This window comes from Pseudomonas graminis (assembly GCF_013201545.1).
GTDB lineage: Bacteria > Pseudomonadota > Gammaproteobacteria > Pseudomonadales > Pseudomonadaceae > Aquipseudomonas.
In genome coordinates this window covers 1280029-1301913 of record NZ_CP053746.1, presented here as the reverse complement: position 1 = coordinate 1301913, position 21885 = coordinate 1280029, and the positions used below count along the sequence as shown (strand labels likewise).

Genomic DNA, 21885 nt, shown 5'->3' with positions numbered 1-21885 from the left:
ACCCTCAGTTTAAGGTGGTGGCGCCTGACGCCTTCCCAGCTAAAGCCGGTCCTACAGTCGGATTTAACCCCGGCCCACCACCGAGCAAGCGATCGGGTGCAGACCTTTCTACTTGGTCTTCATCAACGCCGAACACGCCGCTTTGTACGCCTCATGCTGATATTTGTTCAACGCCGTCGGCAATTCAAAGCTGTGCTTCTTCATCTGAGCATTAATCGTCTGAGGCGACAGCAGGATGACCTCGCAGTCTTCCAGCAGCTGAAAGATAGTCTCGATCTTGAACGTCGTCGGACCGCCGGCGAACTCGCCTTTCTTGCTGCGCTTTTTGATCGCGATGTGACCAATGCCGTTATCGCGCACGAAGGCCTCGATCTGGCGGGCGAACGCTTTCACGTTGACGGCTTCATCGTCGTCTTCGAGTGCGATCTTTTTGGTCGGCAGTGGAAGGTGTTCGAGCGCGCCGGACGCGCGAGTGGCGACAGCGAAGATGGCCTCGCTGCCTTTGATTTCTACGCCGCAGATGTTCATGTGCATACCTTGAGCTCGGGAAGGGCGTCAGGGTAGCGCATTCGGGATCACTCAGACTGCGCGACGGTGTCCAGATACTCCGATCGTTCGTCGCTGGCGCGGGTCAGGCAATCGTTCTGGTCGATGTTGAACTCTTTGGTGCCAGGCTTGGCCGGGAACACTTCCACTGCGCAGTCCGCGTCACGCAGTTTTTTCCAGGCTTCCTGGGCGGCCTTGAGTTTGGTGGCGAATTCTTCGGCCTGGGCCTTGTTCGCACCGAACTGCGTCTGCACACGCTCAAGCACGTTCTGAACATTCTCTGTCAGCAGCTTCTCCGCCGTGTCGCGGCTGTACACCGAGCACTCAAGCGTCTGCTGATCTTCTTCAACGCCGTCACAAGGGTTCGCGGCCGGGTTGGATGCAGCGTGTGCGCCTGTCGCGAATAGAGCCAGAGCCAGAAACATGGTTTTCATTAGGGCTTTCCGAGTCAGAGATGGATTGGATTCTCGCCCAAGCGCGAGGCAAAGAACAGGTATCAAATGCGGGCTGCAAAAAGCCATGTCGTCCCTTTGTCGTTTCTTGACGCTTTCGGCAATTCCCCTGTCGTTTTTGCACCCGGCTCCTCCAACCCTCAGGCATATGCTGACCCCAAAGCGCCGGCAGACCTTCCGGCCATTAAAGAACCCCAGGGGACCGCCTGATGAGCCCAGCCGAATTACACGCCGACAGCATCGTCATTGACGGGTTGATCATTGCCAAATGGAACCGTGAGCTGTTCGAAGACATGCGCAAAGGCGGCCTGACCATGGCCAACTGCACAGTTTCGGTGTGGGAAGGTTTTCAGCAGACCGTCAACGGCATCGCGTCCAGCCAGAAACTGATTCGTGAAAACAGCGACCTGGTGATCCAGGTGCGCAACACGGCTGACATCCGCAAGGCCAAGGAGCAGGGCAAGACCGGCATCCTTTTCGGCTTCCAGAATGCCCACGCCTTTGAGGACCAGATCGGCTACGTCGAGATCTTCAAACAGCTGGGCGTGGGTATCGTGCAGATGTGCTACAACACCCAGAATCTGGTGGGCACCGGCTGCTACGAGCGCGACGGCGGCCTGTCGGGCTTCGGTCGTGAAATCGTCGCGGAGATGAACCGTGTCGGCGTCATGTGCGACCTCTCCCATGTCGGCTCGAAGACTTCCGAGGAAGTCATCCTCGAATCGAAGAAGCCAGTGACCTACTCCCACTGCCTGCCTTCGGGCCTCAAAGAACACCCGCGCAACAAATCCGACGCCGAGCTGAAGTTCATCGCCGATCACGGCGGCTTTGTCGGCGTGACAATGTTTGCGCCGTTCTTGGCCAAGGGCATCGATTCGACCATCGACGATTACGCCGAAGCCATCGAGTACGTGATGAACATCGTCGGCGAAGACGCCATCGGCATCGGCACTGACTTCACCCAGGGTCACGGCCAGGAATTTTTCGAATACCTGACCCACGACAAAGGCTACGCCCGCCGCCTGACCAACTTCGGCAAGATCATCAACCCGCTGGGCATTCGCACCGTCGGCGAATTCCCGAACCTCACCGAAACCCTGCTCAAACGCGGCCACTCCGAGCGCGTGGTGCGCAAGATCATGGGCGAAAACTGGGTTCGCATTCTGGGCGACGTCTGGGGCGAATAAGCCTCCGGCCACACGCGCCGAGCACTGAATTTTCCCTCTCCCCCTCGCGGAGATGGCATCCACTCGAATTTTTCGGAGTTAAGTTTCCATGGCCAAGATCGCCCCGCAATTGCCAATCGAAGTCGACAGCGAGACCGGTGTCTGGACCTCCGACGCCCTGCCGATGCTGTACGTGCCGCGGCATTTCTTCGTCAATAACCACATGGGCATCGAAGAAGTGCTGGGCGCCGAGGCGTATGCCGAAATCCTCTACAAGGCCGGCTACAAGTCCGCCTGGCACTGGTGCGAGAAAGAGGCCGAATGCCACGGCATCGAGGGCGTCGCGGTGTTCGAGCACTACATGAATCGTCTGTCCCAGCGCGGTTGGGGCCTGTTCAAGATTCAGGACATCGATCTGGAAAAAGGCACCGCCAGCGTCAAGCTCGAGCACTCGGCCTTCGTTTACGTCTACGGCAAAGTGGGTCGCAAGGTTGATTACATGTTCACCGGCTGGTTTGCCGGCGCCATGGACCAGGTCCTGGAAGCCAGCGGCAGCAAAATCCGCACCGTGGCCGAGCAGGTTTACGGCGGATCCGAAGAAGGCCATGACGACGGCCTGTTTGTCGTCAAGCCGTTGTAAGTCGAGGTTTCCGTCATGGCTTTCGAAGCGATGTTTCAACCGATTCAGATCGGTAAATTGACCATACGCAACCGCGTATTGAGTACCGCACACGCCGAGGTCTACGCCACCGACGGCGGCATGACCACCGACCGTTACGTAAAGTACTACGAGGAGAAAGCCAAAGGCGGCATCGGTCTGGCCATTTGCGGCGGCTCGTCCAGCGTGGCCATCGACAGCCCGCAAGGCTGGTGGAAATCGGTCAACCTGGCAACCGACAAGATCATTCCGCACTTCCAGAACCTCGCTGACGCCATGCACAAGCACGGCGCCAAGATCATGATCCAGATTACCCACATGGGCCGTCGCTCCCGTTGGGACGGCGATCATTGGCCGACGCTGATGTCGCCCTCGGGCATCCGCGAGCCTGTACACCGTGCGACCTGCAAGACCATCGAGCCGGAAGAAATCTGGCGGGTGATCGGCAACTACGCCAGCGCGGCAGCGCGCGCCAAGGCCGGTGGTTTGGACGGCGTCGAGCTGTCGGCGGTGCACCAGCACATGATCGACCAGTTCTGGAGCCCACGCGTCAACAAGCGTACTGACGAGTGGGGCGGCAGCTTTGAAAACCGCATGCGTTTCGGCCTGGAAGTGATCAAGGCCGTGCGCAAGGAAGTCGGTCCGGACTTTTGCGTGGGCCTGCGCCTATGCGGCGACGAGTTCCACCCGGACGGCCTCAGCCACGAAGACATGAAGGAAATCGCCAGGTACTACGACCAGACCGGCATGATCGACTTCATCGGGGTGGTGGGATCGGGCTGCGACACGCACAACACCCTCGCCAACGTCATTCCGAACATGAGTTATCCACCGGAGCCATTTCTGCATCTGGCGGCCGGGATCAAGGAAGTGGTCAAGGCGCCGGTCCTGCACGCGCAGAACATCAAGGACCCGAATCAGGCGACGCGCATCCTCGAAGGCGGCTACGTCGACATGGTCGGCATGACCCGCGCGCACATCGCCGACCCGCACCTGATCACCAAGATCAAAATGGGTCAGGTCGACCAGATCCGTCAGTGCGTCGGTGCCAACTATTGCATCGACCGTCAGTACCAGGGTTTGGATGTGCTGTGCATTCAGAACGCCGCGACGTCCCGCGAATACATGGGCGTGCCGCACATCATCGAAAAGACCACCGGTGTGAAGCGCAAGGTGGTGATCGTCGGGGCAGGGCCTGCGGGGATGGAAGCGGCGCGTGTCTCGGCCGAGCGGGGCCACGACGTCACTTTGTTCGAGAAGAAAGACGCCATCGGCGGCCAGATCACCACGGCATCGAAAGCGCCGCAGCGCGATCAGATCGCCGGCATCACGCGCTGGTATCAGCTGGAGCTGGCTCGCCTGAAAGTGGATTTGCGCCTTGGCACGGCGGCAGACATTGCGACCATCATGGACCTGCGTCCGGACGTGGTGGTGCTGGCGGTCGGCGGTCATCCATTCATTGAGCAGAACGAGCATTGGGGCGCGGCCGAAGGGTTGGTCGTCAGCAGTTGGGATGTGCTTGACGGCAAAGTCGCGCCGGGCAAGAACGTGCTGGTCTACGACACCATCTGCGAATTCACCGGCATGTCCGTGGCAGATTTTCTCGCCGACAAGGGTAGCCAGGTCGAGATCGTCACCGACGACATCAAGCCGGGTGTGGCCATCGGCGGCACGTCGTTCCCGACCTACTACCGCAGCATGTACCCGAAAGAAGTGATCATGACCGGCGACCTTATGCTGGAAAAGGTTTACCGCGAGGGCGACAAGTTGGTGGCCGTGCTGGAGAACGAATACACCGGCGCCAAAGAGGAGCGGGTGATTGATCAGGTGGTGATCGAGAACGGCGTGCGTCCTGACGAAGCGCTCTACTACGGGATGAAGGAAGGTTCGCGCAACAAAGGCCAGATCGACATCGACGCCCTGTTTGCGATTCAGCCGCAGCCGTCGTTGAGTCAGCCGGGTGACGGGTATCTGCTGTTCCGCATTGGCGATTGCGTGGCTCAACGCAATACCCATGCGGCGATCTATGACGCACTCAGGCTGTGTAAAGACTTCTAAGATCAGCCTCAAGCGGCAAGTTTCAAGCTGCAGGCAAGAGCAATGGGTGACCGGCTTTTGCTTGCAACTTGTGGCTTGAAGCTTGCAGCTCGAGGGTACCTCGATGTTAAACACCCTTCTTCCCATCCTGCTTTTCGCTGCCCTGGCCCTCGCGGTCCTTGGCGCGCTGCGGCGGGTGAGTCTGTGGCGCAACGGGCGTGCCGCCAAGGTCGATCTGCTCGGCGGATTGCTGGCGATGCCCAAGCGCTACATGGTCGATCTGCACCACGTCGTCGCGCGGGACAAATACATCGCCAACACCCACGTGGCCACGGCCGGCGGCGCGGTGGCGTCGATCGTCCTGGCGATTCTGGTACACGGGCTTGGGTGGCATAACCGGGTCCTCGGTTACGCGCTGCTGCTGGTGTCAGCCGTCATGTTCGTGGGCGCAATCTTCATGTGCCTGCGTCGACGCAATCCGCCGAGTCGGCTGTCGAAAGGCCCGTGGATGCGTCTGCCAAAAAGCCTGCTGGCGTTCTCGGGTTCGTTCTTTATCGTCACGCTGCCCGTTGCGGGCGTACTGCCGGTGAACTTCGGGGGCTGGTTGCTGGCGATCATTCTGGGGATTGGCGTGCTCTGGGGCGTCTGCGAATTGTTCCTCGGCATGACCTGGGGCGGCCCGATGAAACACGCCTTCGCCGGCGCATTGCACCTGGCGTGGCACCGGCGCCCCGAGCGCTTCGGCGGTGGCCGCTCCACAGGGTTGAAGCCCCTCGATCTGGCGGACAACACCGCGCCGTTGGGCGTAGAAAAACCCAAGGATTTCACTTGGAATCAGCTCCTCGGTTTCGATGCGTGCGTGCAGTGCGGCAAGTGCGAAGCTGCCTGTCCTGCCTTCGCCGCCGGCCAGCCGCTGAACCCGAAAAAACTGATACAGGACATGGTCGTCGGTCTGGCGGGCGGCACCGATGCCCACTTCGCCGGCAGCCCTTATCCGTCCCTCGGCGGCCAGGGCAAGCCTATTGGCGAGCATGGCGGCAATCCCCATCAACCTATCGTCAACGGGCTGGTCGACGCCGACACCCTGTGGTCGTGCACGACCTGCCGGGCCTGCGTGGAAGAGTGCCCGATGATGATCGAGCACGTAGACGCGATCGTCGACATGCGCCGGCATCTGACCCTCGAAAAAGGCGCCACCCCCAACAAGGGCGCCGAGGTTCTGGAAAACCTGATCGCGACCGACAACCCAGGCGGCTTCGCGCCGGGCGGACGCATGAACTGGGCGGCCGACCTGAACCTTGACCTCATGAGCCACAAGAAAACCGTGGACGTGCTGTTCTGGGTCGGTGACGGCGCATTCGACATGCGCAATCAGCGCACCTTGCGCGCCTTCGTCAAAGTACTGAAAGCCGCCAAGGTCGACTTCGCCGTGCTGGGGCTGGAAGAACGCGACAGCGGCGATGTGGCCCGTCGTCTGGGAGATGAGGCGACGTTTCAGATGCTCGCCAGACGCAACATCCAGACGCTGGCGCAGTACGAGTTCAAGCGCATCGTCACCTGCGACCCGCACAGCTTTCATGTGCTGAAAAACGAATACGGCGCGTTCGACGGTCACTACGTCGTACAGCACCACAGCACGTATCTGGCCGAGCTGATTGGTAACGGCGCGCTGAATCTGGGCCAGCACACAGGCACCAGCGTCACCTATCACGACCCGTGCTACCTCGGCCGTTACAACGGCGAGTACCAGGCGCCGCGCGATGTGCTGCGTGCGCTGGGCATCGAGGTTAAAGAAATGGTCCGATCCGGATTCCGCTCACGTTGCTGCGGCGGCGGCGGCGGCGCGCCGATTACCGACATTCCCGGCAAACAACGCATCCCGGACATGCGCATGGACGACATTCGCGAGACGGGCGCCGAGCTGGTGGCGGTGGGTTGTCCACAGTGCACCGCAATGCTCGAAGGCGTTGTGGAGCCACGGCCGATGATCAAGGACATCGCCGAGCTGGTGGCTGACGCACTGCTGGAAGATACCGCGCCGGTAAAACCGGCGGCGGCCCGACGTGAACCTGCGGAGGCGCATTAATGAGCGACATTATCCGCCGCGACCCACGTGCTGAATGGATCGCACGAAACCGGCTGCATCCGCTGCACGCTGTCATGCAACCGGCGCAAGCCAGCTGGATGGGCCCGAACGGTGTCCTGCGTAAAAACATGCATGGCGTCGGTTTCATCGGTCCCAACGGCGTCAAACGCATTGATCGAAGCGGGGCTCAACAAGGTGGCGCGACCAAACGCGCCGTAGTTGTTGACGTGCAGTTACCACTGCATCGGATCGCAACGCCTGCTTTTTATGTCGCTGTCGTCCCCGACATGGTCGGCGGCCGGTTGAGCAGCCACGACCGAGACCTGCTGGGCTTGGCCCATGGACTGGCTGGCAACGAGGGCGCTGTCCTGGCGGTGATTTTTGGCGAGCACAAAGAGACGGCGTTCGATATTACGGGCGTTGATCGTCTGTTGATACTGGAAGGCAGTGCGTTCAGTGGTTATTCGCCCGAGCAACGGGTGCAGGGTTTGCGGGCTGTGGATAACCAGTTCGACCCGCATCACTGGTTGCTGCCCGACAGCCGAAACGGTGGGGGAGAGTTGGGACGCCGTTTTGCGGCGAGCCTGGGAGAGCGGCCGTCGACGCGAGTCTGGCAAGTGGCTGGCGAACAGTGCATCGGGCGCGCCGGTGCTGGAGCGCAAGACCTGTTGCGCCCCGTGTCACGCCTTATTCTTGCGGAAGCGGAATGTGCCGAACCTGTCAGTGAAACACGGCATGAAGCGCTGCCCGTGGAGTTATCCACAGCAGTCGCACGCAGCTTGCCGCGCATCGAAGACCTTGGCGCAGTGGCGGTCGATCCGGCACTTATCCCCATGTCTGAAGCTGAATTTATCTTTTCAGGTGGTAATGGGGTCAAGGACTGGCCGCTGTTTCACCGCACCGCCGTCGCATTGGGCGCCACTGAAGGCGCATCCCGGGTGGCGGTGGACGATGGCTTCATGATGCGCGATCGCCAAGTGGGTGCGTCGGGCACCTGGGTCACTGCCAGGGTTTACGTGGCGGTCGGAATTTCCGGCGCGATCCAGCATTTGCAGGGGATCGGCGCCTGCGACAAGGTGGTGGCCATCAATCTCGACCCGACCTGCGACATGATCAAGCGTGCTGATCTGTCGGTGATCGGAGAGAGTTCGTCCATTCTCGAAGCGCTTATGGAAGCGGTCGACACTTACCGAAATGGGGCGAAGCGCGATGCAGCCTGAAATGGGGAGCTCTGTGGATAAAGGCACGCTGCACGTCATCAGCCTCGTCTCCGTCGGCGCGCACCCGACGTCAGGGCGTCCGCGTCGCGCCGAGCAGGACGCCCGCGCGGTTGAATTGGGCTTGCAACTGGCTGGGGATAACTTGCACGTGTTGCATGCGGGTAATGCCGAAGAACCCGCCTTGCGTGGCTACCTGGGTATGGGCGTGGACGAACTCCATGTGCTCGCCCAGCCGCCAGGCGCGGACGCAGTGCCTGGACTAACGGATTACATTCGTGAGTCGGGCGTGCAACTGGTGCTGACCGGCAGTCAGGCCGAGACGGGCGAAGGGTCCGGCATGCTTCCCTATTTGTTGGCCGAAACGCTCGGCTGGCCGCTCGTGGTGGGCCTGGCCGAGGTCGAGTCCATGAGCAATGGCAGCGCCCAGGTGCTGCAGGCGCTCCCCCGAGGTCAGCGTCGCCGACTCAAAGTGCGACTGCCGTTTCTGGCGACTGTGGATAACGCCGCACCAAAACCTCGTCAAAGCGCATACGGCCCGGCGCAACGGGGTCTGCTGGATGTAGAAGAGATCGAGGTGGTCATCGACGAAGTGTTCACCGGCGCTGAACTGACGCCCGCAAAGCCACGGCCAAAACGCTTGAAGGTTATCAAGGCGAAGAGCGGCGCTGATCGCATGAAAGCTGCAACGGCGAAAGCGAGCGGAGGTGGCGGGCAGGTGCTGAAGGGAGTGAGCGCTCAGGAAGGTGCTGCGGCGATTTTGAAGTTGTTGGTGGAGGAGGGGGTGGTTCGTTGAACACGGAAAGGCGCCGCGCTGGCGCCTTTTCTCTGTTCACGTCTGAGGCCTATCCGGTTGCATTTTTCGATTCCTGGCATCTGCATCAACAATCACGACGTCGAAAACCTGCTTAATGACCTGACGTGGTCCCTGTTTCAAACTCCATGCGAAGAACACAAGACACCCAACCAGCAAAGTGAACAAGCCCGAGCCAACGAGGCTCTGCGCGGCTCCCTTCCAGAACCCGGGCCGCGCCATGCGGATGTCGTTGGCGGCTCTGGGAGAGTAAAACGCCGCCAACTCGTCCGTTTCGGTACTTAGCGAGGACTCCAAAAAGTTTGTCGCCAGCCGGGTCGCCTGGGTTCGATAGGCTTCAAGTTGCGAACTGCTATTGCTGATATCGTGAAACGCAGCGAGATCGCAATCTAGCGGATCAGTGCCGTTTCTCTCTTTGAACGCGTGGATATACTCGATTTTTTGCCGTTTATATACCGAGTAGGCCAGTTGGCCGAGTATGTCGTCTTCATCGTTCACTAACTCACTGAAGATGTAGTTGTAGCGCTCTTCGGTCATGTGCAGTCACTCCTGCCGGAGCCTGCGGGAGGCCGATCGGAATGCTTCCCTGATTTCTTCCGTGGTCTTGGGTTTGAAGCTGATAATGCCCAATAATTCTTTGGGCAGAGCAAACGAGGCCCCTTGCTTACGTTTGGATAGCCTGTTGTTCGCCTCAATAACGACTTTGTGTGAGAACGGTGCCCAGCGATCCATAAGCGTGCTCCTTCCTGCCGGGTTGATGTGCGATGAGTGTACCGGGCGGTCCGGGGCTTGGATGTCAGACACTTCCTAAACGTACTCACCCAAATGTCTGTGGAAACATACCCACAATCGCTGTTGATCCGCCTGTGGATAAACTGTTCGCGTATTGCTCCAGCCCTTTGCTGGCGTCGCTCTCAGCCGGCTGGTTGATTTTTGATCGCTCTATCTAGCGGATTACTATGAATTTTTTCCACAGGCCAGTCCTGTTGGCGCGTGCTCTTACCCACATTGTCTGTGAGCGTTCGTGTGGATAAGATGTTCGTGATTCGCTGCAGGCCTTGTAATTCAGGGCGTATAGAGCTCTGGTCGAAATTTAACCAATAACAGCCATCCAGAGCTAATCCGCGCTGCTGGTCAGCTTTAATGAGCGCTTTTCATGCTTTTCCACAGCACTCGGCAGACTTACACACATATGCTGTTGGCGCTTCTGTGGATAACATGTTTGCGGTCGAGGTTTAACCCCTGAATCCGGTCGGTTGAGTGATATGATCAAAAAATGATCATTTATTTTTTTGCTAGCTATCAAAGCAGGCCAGATTGCATGCGGACACGGCCAGCCTCGAACCGATTCCTGTCGCCCAACCAAAACGCATTGCGGGCAAGCGCGCTCCTACAGCTCGAATGTCTGTAGAAGCGCGGTTGCCCGCGACAGTGTCAGTCTAAATCGGACAGAAAAACCCTACTCGTGATTAACCGCCACGCCCTTCAGATAGGAAGCAGGCTCGGCGCCCATGTTTTCCAGCAATTTGGCGCTGTACCAGTCGATAAAATTCACCACGCCGAATTCATAGGTTTTCGAGTACGGCCCCGGCTGGTAAGCGACTGAGTTGATCCCGCGCTGGTTTTCTTCGGCCAGTCGACGGTCCTGGTCGTTGGTGGCGTCCCAGACTTCACGCAGGCGCGCGACGTCGTAGTCCACGCCTTCGACAGCATCCTTGTGCACCAGCCATTTAGTGGTAACGAGGGTTTCTTGCGCGCTGACCGGCCACACGGTGAATACGATGACGTGGTCGCCCATGCAGTGGTTCCACGAGTGGGGCAGGTGCAGGATGCGCATCGAGCCCAGGTCTGGGTTCTGGATGCGGCCCATCAGTTTTTTGCTGCCTTGCTTGCCATCCAACGTCATCGAGACGGTGCCTTTGAGCAGCGGCATGCGCACGATCCGGTTGCGCAGGCCAAAGCTGGCGTGGGCGAACGGGATCTTTTCGGCCTCCCAGGCGGCGGCGGATGCCGCGACGTGGTCCTTGAAAGCCTGGTCGGCGCGCGGGTCAGTGACGTCGTCCCACTCCAGCAAGGTGTTCAGCAGTTCGGGGTGTGAAGCATTGCAGTGGTAGCACTCGCGATTGTTTTCCAGAACCAGCTTCCAATTGGCTTTTTCGACCAGGGTGGTTTGCACCGCCACCTTGGTGTTCTCCATGTCGTACGGTTCCATGTAGTGGTTCAGCGTCTGCAGGAACGCGTCGATGGCGGGAGGGTTGCTGGCCATGCTGATGAAAATGTACCCGCCCGCCACTTTGCAATGCACCGGCTTGAGGCCGAACTGCTTCATGTCGAAGTCCGCACCCATTTCGGTACCGGCATACAGCAGGCGACCATCGAGTTCGTATGTCCACTGGTGGTAAGGACAGACCAGCTTGGCAACCTTGCCTTTTTCCTTGGTGCACAGGCGAGAACCGCGGTGGCGGCAGACGTTGTGGAACGCATTGATCGAGCCGTCCGGTCCGCGCACGACCAGGATCGGGTTCTTGCCGATCTGGAGGGTGAGGAAGTTGCCCTTGGCCGGCACTTCACAGCTCATCCCCGCGATCAGCCATTCTTTCTGAAAAATTTCCTGCATGTCGATTTCAAACAGCCGCTCATCGCTGTAGAAAGGCTGCGGCAGCGAGTAAGTGCGCTCGCGGGTGTGCAGCATCTCAGCAGTCGCCTTGCGCGCGGGTTCCAGCGGATCGCCCAGGCTCAGAGTTGCAGTGACGTCCATCTTTCAAGTCCTCAGGCCGCGCTTGGCGCAGCCTACGAATGTGGCTGATACGGTGGGTGTGTAGCGAATCAAGTGAGGCGGCAAGGTTTCTGACGCGCCGGCCGACAGATAAAAATTCTGTAACGAATTGATGGCGAGTGTGGAGCCGGGCGCGACCTGAACCTTATCCATGGGCGACATGGCCGAATCCGTTTCCGACGGCCCGGCCCCTATAGACCGGGGCTGGTCGCCATAAGTATGTGAATGTCGCTGATAGGTAAATAGGCGGCTCGTGCGTTACGCAGAATCGCCACCATAAGAGGCCGACCGTCGGCCGTGGAGAGTGTGTATGTCCCAGAGTTTCCTCAGCCCGGTCAACACCCAGACGTGGGCCAACGGCCGCCACCTGGTACGGGTCGTCAAAGTGATCCAGGAAACCTGGGACGTGCGCACGTTCTGCTTCATGGCCGACCAGCCGATTCTGTTCTTTTTCAAGCCCGGGCAGTTCGTCACCCTTGAGCTGGAAATCGACGGCGTGCCGATCATGCGCTCGTACACCATCTCCAGTTCGCCCTCGGTGCCCTACAGTTTCTCGATCACGATCAAGCGTGTGCCCGGCGGCAAGGTTTCAAACTGGCTGCACGACACATTGCACGAAGGCCAGGAGCTGGCGGTGCACGGGCCGGTGGGTCTGTTCAACGCCATCGACTTCCCCAATCCGAAAATCCTCTACCTCAGCGGCGGTGTCGGCATCACGCCGGTCATGTCCATGGCGCGCTGGTATTACGACACCAACGCCAACGTCGACATGGTCTTCGTCCACAGCTCGCGCTCGCCCAAAGACATCATCTACCACCGCGAGTTGGAGCAGATGGCGTCGCGAATCAATAACTTCGCCCTGCACATCGTTTGTGAAAAACACGGCCTGGGTGAGCCGTGGGCGGGTTATCGGGGTTATCTGAACCAGAAGATGCTCGAGCTGATGGCCCCGGATTTCATGGAGCGCGAGGTGTTCTGCTGCGGGCCGACGCCGTACATGAGCGCGGTCAAGCGGTTGCTTGAAGCCAACGGTTTCAACATGGCGCAGTACCACGAAGAGTCCTTCGGCGCGACGCCGCCTGAAGCCCGCGCCGACGCAGTGGAACAGGCCGAACAGGCGGCCGATGCGCCGGATGTGGATGTCGCCGACCTGCATCAGGTGGAATTCACCGACACCGGCAAGAGCATTCGCGTCGCGCCGGGCGAAACCGTCCACGCGGCGGCGGCCAAGCTCGGCCTGATGATTCCCAAGGCGTGTGGCATGGGCATCTGCGGGACCTGCAAGGTGATGAAGCTGAGCGGGGAGGTCGAGATGGAGCACAACGGCGGCATCACCGATGACGACGTAGACGAAGGCTACATCCTGGCGTGCTGCAGCGTGCCGAAGGGCGATGTGCGGATTGAGTATTGAGGTCGCGTTCCGTTCCGAGGCGCTGGTGTGATCCAGAGCGAATCGTGACGTGCGGGTCGTGTCATTCACCGATGTGTCTGACACGCCCGAAAGATTGCGGATGTGTTCACGTTTGATCAAAGCCGATGGGTGATCATCAGATCGATAAAAATGTCGTCGTATTACCGCACACCGTTGAATCCAGGCTTTTTGAGATACAGAGTGTTGGCGGAAAAATACAGCATGCTACCGCGCCTGTTTCGTATGACGAAAGAAACAGACAGCGTTTGTTTTTCATCATTCAGTTTCGGTTTCGCGATGTGATGGATATATTCGGTCTTCCCTGATTTTATTTCAACGGTTTCCTCATAGGGTTCTTGTGTTTGAATCCACAGCGTCAATAGATGGCCTGCCGCCCCTTCGGGTAACTGAACAACCAGCGTGGCGAACTCGTGCTCAAGTTCCTCAATCTTTAATATTTTAATAGGAGAGTTTTCTAGCACTTGCGCTTCGCTGACGATGGGGCCTTTAACGCGCTCTGGCTCGAACGCAGTTTTGAGATAGACGCCCTCCTCGGACACGCCGACAATGTCTCCGGCGCTGTTCAGAAGGATATACGTATATGCCAGAGCGATCCCTGCATGGAAAAACAACTCCTTGGGGATATTGAAACGCAGAATTTCGCCGTCCGTCTCAGCAGTCTGGCTACAGTCATACTCAAAGCCTGGAGTCGTCTCATAGACATGGATCATGTCACCCTTGCGGACATCGGGGCAGTCAACTACAAGGGTTGCCCCCTCAGGCGGAAGTTTGTCAACGACGATTGTCTTGATATCGCTTCCAGCACTCGCTGTTGCTTCAAGCACAATAGGCTTAGGTAAAAAACCTGTAGATCTCAGTGCAGTGGCTTCCATGTTAAATCCCTTTATCATCGATACTGTTAAGTGTTTGTTTAAGCCAGAAAAATATTTTCTGTGACCAGTCAACATTAGACCGAGCTATGGTGGAGAGCAACTCTTTAAAATCATTAGATCGGTTAGTCATCGCCACATTCGGAGGTTGATGATTGGAATCAGTCACTTACTCCGTTAGAATTTTTTGCGCTTCAGTTAATTGCGAAATAATCTAAGTTGCAAGGCGGTGCGCCTGTTTGCCAGTTGAATCCACACCCGCATAGTTGGAACGGTTATGTATCGCAAAAAAAAGGGGAGTGCACTTCGTGCGCTCCCCTTTACTGTCGGCTGGAAAGTTACACCTTAAAGCGCGCAACCATACCGTTCAGATCCACGGCCAGACGCGACAGCTCGTTGCTCGCAGCGCTGGTCTGATTGGCGCCGGTGGCGGACTGGGTCGACAGGTCACGGATGTTAACGAGGTTGCGGTCCACTTCCCGAGCAACTTGCGCCTGCTCTTCTGCCGCACTGGCGATGACCAGATTGCGTTCGTTGATTTCCACGACAGCGCTGTTAATGGTGTCCAGCGCCAGACCGGCGCCCTTGGCGATGTTCAGGGTGGACTCAGCGCGCTCGGTGCTACTGCGCATGGAGTTCACGGCTTGCTCGGTGCCGCCCTGGATGCTGCCGATCATGCGCTCGATTTCGCTGGTCGACTGCTGGGTGCGGTGGGCGAGGGCGCGGACTTCATCGGCAACCACAGCAAACCCGCGACCCGCTTCACCTGCACGGGCCGCTTCGATGGCGGCGTTAAGGGCCAGCAGGTTGGTCTGGTCCGCCAGACCGCGAATCACATCCAGCACCTTGCCGATGTCACGGGACTCGTCCGCCAGATTGCCGATCAAGGTGGAGGTGCTCTGCACATCGGTGCTCATGCGCTCAATGGCGCTGACGGTTTCCTGCACCAGATCGCGGCCATCGCTGGCGGACGTGGTGGCATTCTTCGACGCTTCCGAGGTGCTCACAGCATTGCGTGCGACTTCTTCCACGGCACTGGTCATCTGGTTGACCGCGGTGGCGGCCTGTTCGATTTCGTTGTTCTGCTGGGACAGGCCACGGGCGCTTTCATCGGTGACAGCGTTCAGCTCTTCGGCTGCCGAAGCAAGCTGGGTCGCCGAACCGGAAATGCGCTGCAGGGTGTCGCGCAGCTTGGATTGCATCTTCAGCATCGCGGCCAGTAAACGGCCCGCTTCGTCAGTACCGTCCACTGTGATGGTGCGCGTCAGGTCACCTTCGGCAATGTCCTCGGCAGCGTGCAGTGCCGATGCGATAGGTCGGGTAATGCTGTTGGTCAGCAACCAGGCGAACAGCAAGGTCAGCGCAGTGGCAATGATCAGCAGCGTGACAACCATCGTGAACGCGGTCGAGTACTGCTGAGTCGCATTGGCGCTGGCCTGGTTGAGCTGCTGCGTATTCATCTCCACCAGCTTGCCGAGCACTACGTTCATCTGGTCCGAGTTGGTCTGCAGATCGGCGCTGAGCAGGCGGGTCAGTTCGGTCATGTCATTGGCCTGACTCAGCGACTTCATGCGGGTTTCAAGCTGGCGATAGTCGTTGAGCAATTGGACGTACTGGTCGTAGGCCGACTGTTCTTCAGGTGCGGAAATCAGTTTGACGTAGACCGCACGGGCATCGTCAATCTGCTTGTTGCGCATGGCCAACAATTCGGTGGTTTTCTGCAGCGTGTCGGGGTCGCGATTGAGCATGAGCCGATACGACAACACGCGCAGGCGAATGCTGCCCTCGGTCAGCTTATCCAGCGCCTTGATGCTCGGCATGCTGTTGGTCGCCATGACCACATTGGCGTTGTTGATCTTGTTCATCTGCGACAAAGCGAAGATGCCCAGAATCAGCATCAGCAGGCCAATGACGGAAAATCCAAGAAAGGCGCGGGGCGCGATATTCAAATTACGTAGGGACATTACGGTTCCAGGAAGGCCGCGATCCATGCGAGGCGAAAGATAAAAGCGTCAGAGATGCACGGGTTATCGGTCGGCCCCATGGGGACTTGATGCCGCTGGTCTGCGCTGTGCGGTTATGTCGCACCCGCTAATCTGACGAACAGCAGGAACAAGATCGCAGAAACGTAGTCAATCAGGGCCGTTATGCGTTTGCGCAATAGAAGTGATTGAGATGCTTGTTGGTCGGTGTAGTGGCTTGGATGCCCTGATTTCACTGGTAGCTAAAGTGACTTTTCTTTATCGTACGCGCCCTTTGAAATTTGCCTGAGATATCAAAATGTTGGAAGCATCCCTAAGCCAGTTGGAAAAGCTCGTCAGTGACCTGGTGCAACACAATCAGGAGCTGCAGAACACAAACGCGCGACTCACCGAAGAGTTGAAACAAGCCCGGGATGACAACGACAGTCTGCAGCTGAGTCTGATGGAGCAGGAAGAGAAGCAAGGCGCGACGGCTGCGCGCATCCAGGCGTTGGTTGATCGTGCCACCAGCGTCAGCGCGGTTGACGCATGATCACGGATCAGGACGGCGCCAAGGTTATCTCCATCCTTGGCAACGACTACACGATCAAGGCACCTGCCGGGCAAGAGCAGACCTTGATGGATGCGGTCTCGATGCTGAGATCGGCATTGTTTGAAACCAAGCGCAGTTACCCGACGCTGATCGGCGACCGCTTGCTGGTGCTGGCGGCGTTGAACCTGTGTTCAAAGCAGATCGAACTCAAGCAACAACATGCCGAAGCGCTGAGCCGTTACGAAGACAAGGTCAGCGCAACGGTTGAGGTGATCGAAAAGGTGATTGCTCAGAACTGAGCCACTGGTTCAGTCCATCCGCAGGCTGCTGAGGTCATGCAGCCTGCCAGTGACGAGCGAGCTATTTTCAGCTCCCCATCACCAAGCGGATGTCCGCTGCCAGCTCACGCACGCGGGCTTCTTCAGTGTCCCACGAGCACATGAAGCGGGCGCCGCCGTTGCCGATGAACGTGTAGAAGCGCCAGCCCCTGGCGGTCAGCGCGGCAATGGCCGCTTCCGACAGTTGCAGGAACACGCCGTTGGCCTGCACCGGAAACATCAATTCAACGCCCGGAATATCCTTCACCAGATCCGCCAGCAACTGGGCGCAGCGGTTGGCGTGGCGCGCGTGTTTGAGCCAGGCGTCGTTTTCCAGCAAGCCCACCCACGGGGCTGACAAGAAACGCATTTTTGAGGCGAGTTGGCCGGCCTGCTTGCAGCGGTAGTCGAAGTCTTCGGCGAGCTTGTGGTTGAAGAACAGAATCGCCTCGCCCACCGCCATACCGTTTTTGGTGCCGCCGAAGCACAGCACATCAACCCCTGCTTTCCAGGTCAGCTCGGCAGGCGAGCAACCGAGGAATGCGCAGGCGTTGGCGAAGCGGGCGCCGTCCATGTGCAGGTTCAGGCCCAGCTCCTTGCAGGTTTCGCTGATGGCTTTGAGTTCTTCCGGCTGATAAACGCTGCCCACTTCCGTGGCCTGGGTCAGCGTGACCACGCGGGGTTTTGGGTAGTGGATGTCGGCGCGTTTGAGCGCGACTTCACGAATGGAGGCGGGCGTCAGCTTGCCGTTCTCGCTGCGTGCGGTCAGCAGTTTAGAGCCGTTGGAGAAAAACTCCGGTGCGCCGCATTCGTCCGTTTCGACGTGGGCGGTTTCCGAGCAGATGACGCTGTGGTAGCTCTGGCAGAGCGATGACAGCGCCAGGGAGTTGGCTGCCGTGCCGTTGAAAGCGAAAAACACCTCGCAGTCTGTTTCGAACAACTGACGGAATTGATCGGCCGCGCGCGCTGTCCACTGGTCGTCGCCGTAGGCACGCTGGTGCCCGTGATTGGCTTGTTCCATGGCCGCCCACGCTTCGGGGCAGATTCCCGAATAGTTGTCGCTGGCAAACTGCTGGCTTTGGTCTGACATGGCCGCTCCCCTGTAATCGAAGGCTGCGACTGTAACCAAAGTTGATCGGTTTGGTCATGCATTCTTGCGTCAGAAAATTCAGCCAGACAGCGAAGCAATATGACCGAAACGAAATCAATGACCGCACCCGCGCGTGATCGCGCGCTGGACCTGCTCAAGTGGCTGGCGATGCTGAGCATGGTGATGGATCACCTGCGCTACGTCGGCTGGCACGCCAATTGGCTGTACGTGCCGGGGCGGCTGGCGTTCCCGTGGTTTTGCCTGGCGATTGCCGTCAACGTCGTGCGCACTGGCCGGCGCGATATTGGTTCGGCGATCAAGTGGAAATACCTGACATGGCTGGCCGTTTTTTCAGTGATTGCTGAGCTGCCCTATCGCATTTACATGGCCGGTGAGGTCACGACGCTGAATGTATTACCCACGCTGGCGCTGGGTTTGCTGGTTGCGCAAGGCGGATTAAGTCGCTCATGGCCGGCGAGGGGCCTGGGTATCGCTGCCCTGGCGATGGGTGTTCTGTTTGGGCCGCACTTGATGTTCGGCATGTATGGGGTTTTGCTGCCGCTGGCGTTTGTGCTCGTGCTGCGCACCTCTTTATGGCTGGCGATTGTGCCGGGAATCGTCTGTTTATTGAGCAACGAGTGGCCGAAGATCATCGACGGCATGCTGTGGGGCGACCCGATTTCTATCGGTGCGCTGGTGGCTTGTCTGCTGGCGCCGTTGTTGGGGCTGGCAATTCTGCACTGGCGCCCGGCATTTGACGTGTGGCCAATGCGGCGGTGGGCGTACCTGATTTATCCAGTGCATTTTCTGCTGCTGTTCGGGTTGCGGCAGCTAATTGAATGACGGTGAAACGATCGTTCCCTCGCTCTGCGTGGGAATGCATCCACTGACGCTCTGCGTCTCAGCGATGGACGCAGAGCGTCTCGGGCGGCATTCCCACGCGGAGCGCAGGAACGATCATCTGTCGAACTCAGTGATTCAGTGGGACCGGCTTCAGCCGGGAAGAGGCCCGTGTGAGCACCCTCAATTTCGCAGTATCGCTCTAGACAAACCTCCATCCCCGCCCGTATCTTCCGCGTCAGGCCACCGCAGTGGCCAGCGTCGCTCGGACGGTTCCGGGCGCTTACGTCTTCAGAGGTTTCCATGGCAGACCAAGGTTCGCCGCGCCGCTTTGCGCGTATCGATCGACTCCCCCCTTACGTGTTCAACATCACCGCCGAGCTGAAAATGGCTGCGCGTCGTCGTGGTGAGGACATCATCGACCTGAGCATGGGCAACCCCGATGGGGCAACGCCGCCGCACATTGTCGAGAAACTGGTTACCGTCGCCCAACGTGAAGACACTCACGGCTACTCGACTTCGCGTGGCATCCCGCGTCTGCGTCGGGCGATTTCCAGCTGGTACAAGAAACGCTACGACGTCGACATCGACCCTGAAGATGAAGCCATCGTCACCATCGGCTCCAAGGAAGGCCTGGCGCACTTGATGCTCGCCACGCTGGATCAGGGCGACACCGTTTTGGTGCCGAACCCCAGTTACCCGATCCACATCTATGGCGCCGTTATCGCCGGCGCCCAGGTGCGCTCCGTGCCACTGGTGCCAGGCGTGGACTTCTTCGCCGAGCTGGAGAAAGCCATTCGCGGCTCGATCCCCAAACCGAAGATGATGATTCTGGGTTTCCCGTCCAACCCGACCGCTCAATGCGTCGAGCTGGATTTCTTCGAGCGCGTCGTTGCCCTCGCCAAACAGTACGACGTGCTGGTGGTTCACGACCTGGCCTACGCCGACATCGTCTACGACGGCTGGAAAGCCCCGTCGATCATGCAGGTGCCCGGCGCCAAGGACATTGCGGTGGAATTTTTCACCCTGTCCAAGAGTTACAACATGGCGGGCTGGCGGATCGGCTTCATGGTCGGCAACCCGGAATTGGTCAACGCCCTGGCGCGGATCAAGAGCTATCACGACTACGGCACGTTCACGCCGCTGCAAGTGGCCGCCATTGCCGCGCTGGAAGGTGATCAACAGTGCGTGCTCGACATCGCCGAGCAGTATCGCCAACGCCGTAACGTGCTGGTCAAAGGTCTGCATGAGTTAGGCTGGATGGTCGAGAACCCGAAAGCGTCGATGTACGTCTGGGCCAAGATACCCGAAGCGTACGCGCACCTGGGATCGCTGGAATTCGCGAAAAAGCTGCTGGCCGAAGCCAAGGTCTGCGTGTCGCCCGGTGTCGGTTTTGGTGAATACGGCGACGACCACGTTCGCTTTGCGCTTATCGAGAATCAGGACCGCATCCGTCAGGCCGTGCGGGGTATTCGTAGCATGTTCCGGGCTGACGGATCGGTTACGCAAAAAAACTGAATACCGTCACTCAGTTGCCGAGGTCATGACGGGACCTCGGCACATCCGGTAGCGGCATATGCTTGAGAATCGGTGATGAGGGTAATTCGGCATGTGTGGTGATGCCATAGACGACCGATAGTTTATTGGAACTGTTCTCTACATAGTAATCACCGGGCGCGTCACATCGAATTGCTTCAGCTTCCGTAACAGTTTTTGAGTAGCTGCGCCCTTCAACGGTACGGATGTTCACTGACACTTGGCGGTCATCAGACACTCTGAAAGTTCTGTCCATCACAATGTCTTCTTCAGTAGGACTTACGTAAAAAGTCGTGCCTTTTGGAAGATACAGCGCAAGGTCGGATTCGACGGACTCCGGTGCCGCGATGGGGGGTAGTTCCCATAAATAAATATCGGCTTCCACTTCTGCGTCCGGATAGGAAATGATCTTGAGAATGACCGAATAGTACCCGCCGTCCTGATGAACGATGTCTTGGGGTGTCGCATAAAGCCTGGCATCGCCCACTGCAACTGTGGCCGAAAGAACTACATCCGAATCTTCGACGTAGACGGCAATCAGCGCCTCAAACTCGCTCAGTTCCCGAATAATCCTCAGTTTGACCGAGCCTTCTATATCCACCGTATGAAACACGCCTTGAGTCAGAAAGAGCAGCAGCTCCGTAGCGGGTCCCTGCCGACAGACGTTTTTCCCCCTTAGCTTTTTCCATAACTGCGGAGTTAGCGTATGCGACCTTGCGATTGTGCCCATGATCATTCCCTTGAGTGAATAAGTGAGAAGTGGGTGGCTGGCATTCCGTTGGCCTAAAAAGTAAACCCGTCGTCGCTATTTGAATATTGTCATTGTTGACAGCGTTCATGACCGTTGGTCTTAGGTGTGCGGGGGGTGATGATTCTCGGCAAGATCGAGACCTAGGGGCAGCTGAATTCCAAATCGGTCTGACTTAACGACAAACTCTCCCTGCAGTCGCAGGGAGAGTTTGGGTCGCGTATTTTATATCATTAGATCAACTTTTTAATTTTTTCTGGCCTGATGGAGAGCAGTCACTTCTCGGTTTGCCAGTTTGTCCAGTTCACTTTTAATTCGACTGTGGCGGTGTCGTTAGATGCATCGAAAATGACTTTTTTGCCGACAACGTCGAATGAGTTCCAAAGGTCGGTATGTTGGACTGCATCGCCGACCTGTACCGTAAAATAGAACGCGTCGGCGACTGGGGCAGCTGTAGAATTTTTGCTCACCACTTTCTTCATCGTTCCGTTTACGCTGGTTTTACCGTCCTCTCGGATCCGGAAGGAAACAGCTACCTCTCCATTCCCTGTGTTGTAGAAGAACTCTCTTGAGACGACGGTTCCAGTGCCTCCTTCTGAGCCTCCTACCCACTGGTATACGTCACCAGGATAAACATTAAGCAAAGCCTGATTGAGAGGAATGGGCCCTTTTGTAAAGGTTTCTTCCGGTTTTTTGTTGATATTAGCCATGTTGTAATTCCTTTTAAGTTTACACAGAGCTTAACATTCAGGCGTAATGAGTCTGATGTTAGGCATTCGGTAGTATT

General features: G+C 58.1%; 20 protein-coding genes and 2 pseudogenes. 11 read left to right on the top strand and 11 right to left on the bottom strand.

Annotated features, from left to right (window positions below):
• Positions 1 to 108: 108 nt before the first annotated feature.
• Positions 109 to 528, bottom strand: a complete 420-nt coding sequence (locus tag FX982_RS05965; protein WP_172609975.1) for a DUF3010 family protein — start codon at positions 526 to 528, stop codon at positions 109 to 111.
• 47 nt (positions 529 to 575) lie between these two features.
• Positions 576 to 980: a lysozyme inhibitor LprI family protein gene (locus FX982_RS05960; RefSeq protein WP_065991249.1), complete on the bottom strand. Its 405-nt coding sequence runs from the start codon at positions 978 to 980 to the stop codon at positions 576 to 578.
• A gap of 227 nt (positions 981 to 1207) precedes the next feature.
• On the opposite strand from FX982_RS05960, the gene FX982_RS05955 reads away from it, so the two are divergent.
• From FX982_RS05955 to etfB, 6 genes are all read left to right on the top strand, one after another.
• Positions 1208 to 2185 carry a dipeptidase gene (locus FX982_RS05955; RefSeq protein WP_172609974.1) on the top strand — a complete coding sequence of 326 codons (978 nt, stop codon included), beginning with the start codon at positions 1208 to 1210 and terminating at the stop codon, positions 2183 to 2185.
• 88 nt (positions 2186 to 2273) lie between these two features.
• Positions 2274 to 2804 (top strand): 4-vinyl reductase, encoded by a 531-nt coding sequence (locus tag FX982_RS05950; protein ID WP_065991251.1) that lies wholly within the window; start codon positions 2274 to 2276, stop codon positions 2802 to 2804.
• Positions 2805 to 2819: 15 nt separating this feature from the next.
• Positions 2820 to 4880, top strand: coding sequence for a dimethylglycine demethylation protein DgcA (dgcA, locus tag FX982_RS05945; RefSeq protein WP_172609973.1), 2061 nt, complete (start codon positions 2820 to 2822; stop codon positions 4878 to 4880).
• A 103-nt stretch (positions 4881 to 4983) separates the two neighbouring features.
• Positions 4984 to 6945, top strand: a complete 1962-nt coding sequence (gene dgcB / locus FX982_RS05940) for a dimethylglycine demethylation protein DgcB (protein ID WP_172609972.1) — start codon at positions 4984 to 4986, stop codon at positions 6943 to 6945.
• A complete protein-coding gene (gene etfA / locus FX982_RS05935) occupies positions 6945 to 8165 on the top strand; it encodes an electron transfer flavoprotein subunit alpha (RefSeq protein WP_172609971.1) in 1221 nt (406 codons plus the stop codon). The genes dgcB and etfA overlap by 1 nt, the downstream gene beginning before the upstream one ends.
• Positions 8155 to 8958 carry an electron transfer flavoprotein subunit beta gene (etfB, locus tag FX982_RS05930; protein WP_172609970.1) on the top strand — a complete coding sequence of 268 codons (804 nt, stop codon included), beginning with the start codon at positions 8155 to 8157 and terminating at the stop codon, positions 8956 to 8958. Before etfA ends, etfB begins: the two co-directional genes overlap by 11 nt.
• 36 nt (positions 8959 to 8994) lie before the next feature.
• On the opposite strand, the gene FX982_RS05925 is transcribed toward etfB, so the two are convergent.
• The 3 genes from FX982_RS05925 to gbcA form a co-directional block, all read right to left on the bottom strand.
• The gene (locus tag FX982_RS05925; protein WP_172609969.1) at positions 8995 to 9513 is read right to left on the bottom strand and encodes a hypothetical protein; all 519 of its coding nucleotides are present in this window, start codon (positions 9511 to 9513) and stop codon (positions 8995 to 8997) included.
• A 6-nt stretch (positions 9514 to 9519) separates the two neighbouring features.
• Positions 9520 to 9708, bottom strand: a complete 189-nt coding sequence (locus FX982_RS05920) for a hypothetical protein (RefSeq protein WP_172609968.1) — start codon at positions 9706 to 9708, stop codon at positions 9520 to 9522.
• 727 nt (positions 9709 to 10435) lie between these two features.
• Complete coding sequence (gene gbcA, locus FX982_RS05915; RefSeq protein WP_172609967.1) at positions 10436 to 11734, bottom strand: glycine-betaine demethylase subunit GbcA; 1299 nt, start codon at positions 11732 to 11734, stop codon at positions 10436 to 10438.
• 328 nt (positions 11735 to 12062) lie between these two features.
• Between gbcA and gbcB the strand changes: the two genes are divergently transcribed.
• Positions 12063 to 13163, top strand: a complete 1101-nt coding sequence (gene gbcB / locus FX982_RS05910; protein ID WP_172609966.1) for a glycine-betaine demethylase subunit GbcB — start codon at positions 12063 to 12065, stop codon at positions 13161 to 13163.
• Positions 13164 to 13324: 161 nt separating this feature from the next.
• Here gbcB and FX982_RS05905 read toward each other — a convergent pair whose 3' ends face one another.
• The 3 genes and pseudogenes from FX982_RS05905 to FX982_RS24715 form a co-directional block, all read right to left on the bottom strand.
• The gene (locus tag FX982_RS05905) at positions 13325 to 14056 is read right to left on the bottom strand and encodes a hypothetical protein (RefSeq protein ID WP_172609965.1); all 732 of its coding nucleotides are present in this window, start codon (positions 14054 to 14056) and stop codon (positions 13325 to 13327) included.
• Positions 14057 to 14391: 335 nt separating this feature from the next.
• Positions 14392 to 14991: pseudogene (locus FX982_RS24720) on the bottom strand (methyl-accepting chemotaxis protein); the annotation flags it as partial.
• A 303-nt stretch (positions 14992 to 15294) separates the two neighbouring features.
• Positions 15295 to 15951, bottom strand: a pseudogene (locus tag FX982_RS24715) (MCP four helix bundle domain-containing protein); the annotation flags it as partial.
• 382 nt (positions 15952 to 16333) lie between these two features.
• Between FX982_RS24715 and FX982_RS05895 the strand changes: the two are divergent.
• Complete coding sequence (locus tag FX982_RS05895) at positions 16334 to 16567, top strand: hypothetical protein (protein WP_172609963.1); 234 nt, start codon at positions 16334 to 16336, stop codon at positions 16565 to 16567.
• The gene (locus FX982_RS05890) at positions 16564 to 16866 is read left to right on the top strand and encodes a cell division protein ZapA (protein WP_172609962.1); all 303 of its coding nucleotides are present in this window, start codon (positions 16564 to 16566) and stop codon (positions 16864 to 16866) included. Before FX982_RS05895 ends, FX982_RS05890 begins: the two co-directional genes overlap by 4 nt.
• 67 nt (positions 16867 to 16933) lie before the next feature.
• Here FX982_RS05890 and FX982_RS05885 read toward each other — a convergent pair whose 3' ends face one another.
• Positions 16934 to 17974 (bottom strand): threonine aldolase family protein, encoded by a 1041-nt coding sequence (locus tag FX982_RS05885; protein WP_172609961.1) that lies wholly within the window; start codon positions 17972 to 17974, stop codon positions 16934 to 16936.
• Between the two features lie 117 nt (positions 17975 to 18091).
• Here FX982_RS05885 and FX982_RS05880 point away from each other — a divergent pair, with 117 nt between their 5' ends.
• Positions 18092 to 18817 (top strand): TraX family protein, encoded by a 726-nt coding sequence (locus FX982_RS05880; RefSeq protein ID WP_254074878.1) that lies wholly within the window; start codon positions 18092 to 18094, stop codon positions 18815 to 18817.
• A 300-nt stretch (positions 18818 to 19117) separates the two neighbouring features.
• The gene (alaC, locus tag FX982_RS05875; RefSeq protein ID WP_172609959.1) at positions 19118 to 20332 is read left to right on the top strand and encodes an alanine transaminase; all 1215 of its coding nucleotides are present in this window, start codon (positions 19118 to 19120) and stop codon (positions 20330 to 20332) included.
• Positions 20333 to 20342: 10 nt separating this feature from the next.
• Here the strand turns inward: alaC and FX982_RS05870 are convergent, their stop codons facing one another.
• Positions 20343 to 21080: a hypothetical protein gene (locus FX982_RS05870; protein ID WP_172609958.1), complete on the bottom strand. Its 738-nt coding sequence runs from the start codon at positions 21078 to 21080 to the stop codon at positions 20343 to 20345.
• Positions 21081 to 21373: 293 nt separating this feature from the next.
• On the bottom strand, positions 21374 to 21808 hold the full coding sequence (locus FX982_RS05865; protein ID WP_172609957.1) for a hypothetical protein: 435 nt from the start codon (positions 21806 to 21808) through the stop codon (positions 21374 to 21376).
• Positions 21809 to 21885 lie beyond the last annotated feature (77 nt).

Coding starts and splice junctions, on each gene's coding strand:
- dgcB (WP_172609972.1), top strand. CDS start 4,984: ATGTTAAACACCCTTCTTCCCATCCTGCTTTTCGCTGCCCTGGCCCTC.
- FX982_RS05960 (WP_065991249.1), bottom strand. CDS start 980: ATGAAAACCATGTTTCTGGCTCTGGCTCTATTCGCGACAGGCGCACAC.
- FX982_RS05925 (WP_172609969.1), bottom strand. CDS start 9,513: ATGACCGAAGAGCGCTACAACTACATCTTCAGTGAGTTAGTGAACGAT.
- FX982_RS05955 (WP_172609974.1), top strand. CDS start 1,208: ATGAGCCCAGCCGAATTACACGCCGACAGCATCGTCATTGACGGGTTG.
- gbcA (WP_172609967.1), bottom strand. CDS start 11,734: ATGGACGTCACTGCAACTCTGAGCCTGGGCGATCCGCTGGAACCCGCG.
- FX982_RS05890 (WP_172609962.1), top strand. CDS start 16,564: ATGATCACGGATCAGGACGGCGCCAAGGTTATCTCCATCCTTGGCAAC.
- FX982_RS05950 (WP_065991251.1), top strand. CDS start 2,274: ATGGCCAAGATCGCCCCGCAATTGCCAATCGAAGTCGACAGCGAGACC.
- FX982_RS05965 (WP_172609975.1), bottom strand. CDS start 528: ATGAACATCTGCGGCGTAGAAATCAAAGGCAGCGAGGCCATCTTCGCT.
- gbcB (WP_172609966.1), top strand. CDS start 12,063: ATGTCCCAGAGTTTCCTCAGCCCGGTCAACACCCAGACGTGGGCCAAC.
- FX982_RS05920 (WP_172609968.1), bottom strand. CDS start 9,708: ATGGATCGCTGGGCACCGTTCTCACACAAAGTCGTTATTGAGGCGAAC.
- FX982_RS05905 (WP_172609965.1), bottom strand. CDS start 14,056: ATGGAAGCCACTGCACTGAGATCTACAGGTTTTTTACCTAAGCCTATT.
- FX982_RS05870 (WP_172609958.1), bottom strand. CDS start 21,080: ATGGGCACAATCGCAAGGTCGCATACGCTAACTCCGCAGTTATGGAAA.
- FX982_RS05885 (WP_172609961.1), bottom strand. CDS start 17,974: ATGTCAGACCAAAGCCAGCAGTTTGCCAGCGACAACTATTCGGGAATC.
- FX982_RS05865 (WP_172609957.1), bottom strand. CDS start 21,808: ATGGCTAATATCAACAAAAAACCGGAAGAAACCTTTACAAAAGGGCCC.
- etfB (WP_172609970.1), top strand. CDS start 8,155: ATGCAGCCTGAAATGGGGAGCTCTGTGGATAAAGGCACGCTGCACGTC.
- FX982_RS05880 (WP_254074878.1), top strand. CDS start 18,092: ATGACCGCACCCGCGCGTGATCGCGCGCTGGACCTGCTCAAGTGGCTG.
- dgcA (WP_172609973.1), top strand. CDS start 2,820: ATGGCTTTCGAAGCGATGTTTCAACCGATTCAGATCGGTAAATTGACC.
- FX982_RS05895 (WP_172609963.1), top strand. CDS start 16,334: ATGTTGGAAGCATCCCTAAGCCAGTTGGAAAAGCTCGTCAGTGACCTG.
- alaC (WP_172609959.1), top strand. CDS start 19,118: ATGGCAGACCAAGGTTCGCCGCGCCGCTTTGCGCGTATCGATCGACTC.
- etfA (WP_172609971.1), top strand. CDS start 6,945: ATGAGCGACATTATCCGCCGCGACCCACGTGCTGAATGGATCGCACGA.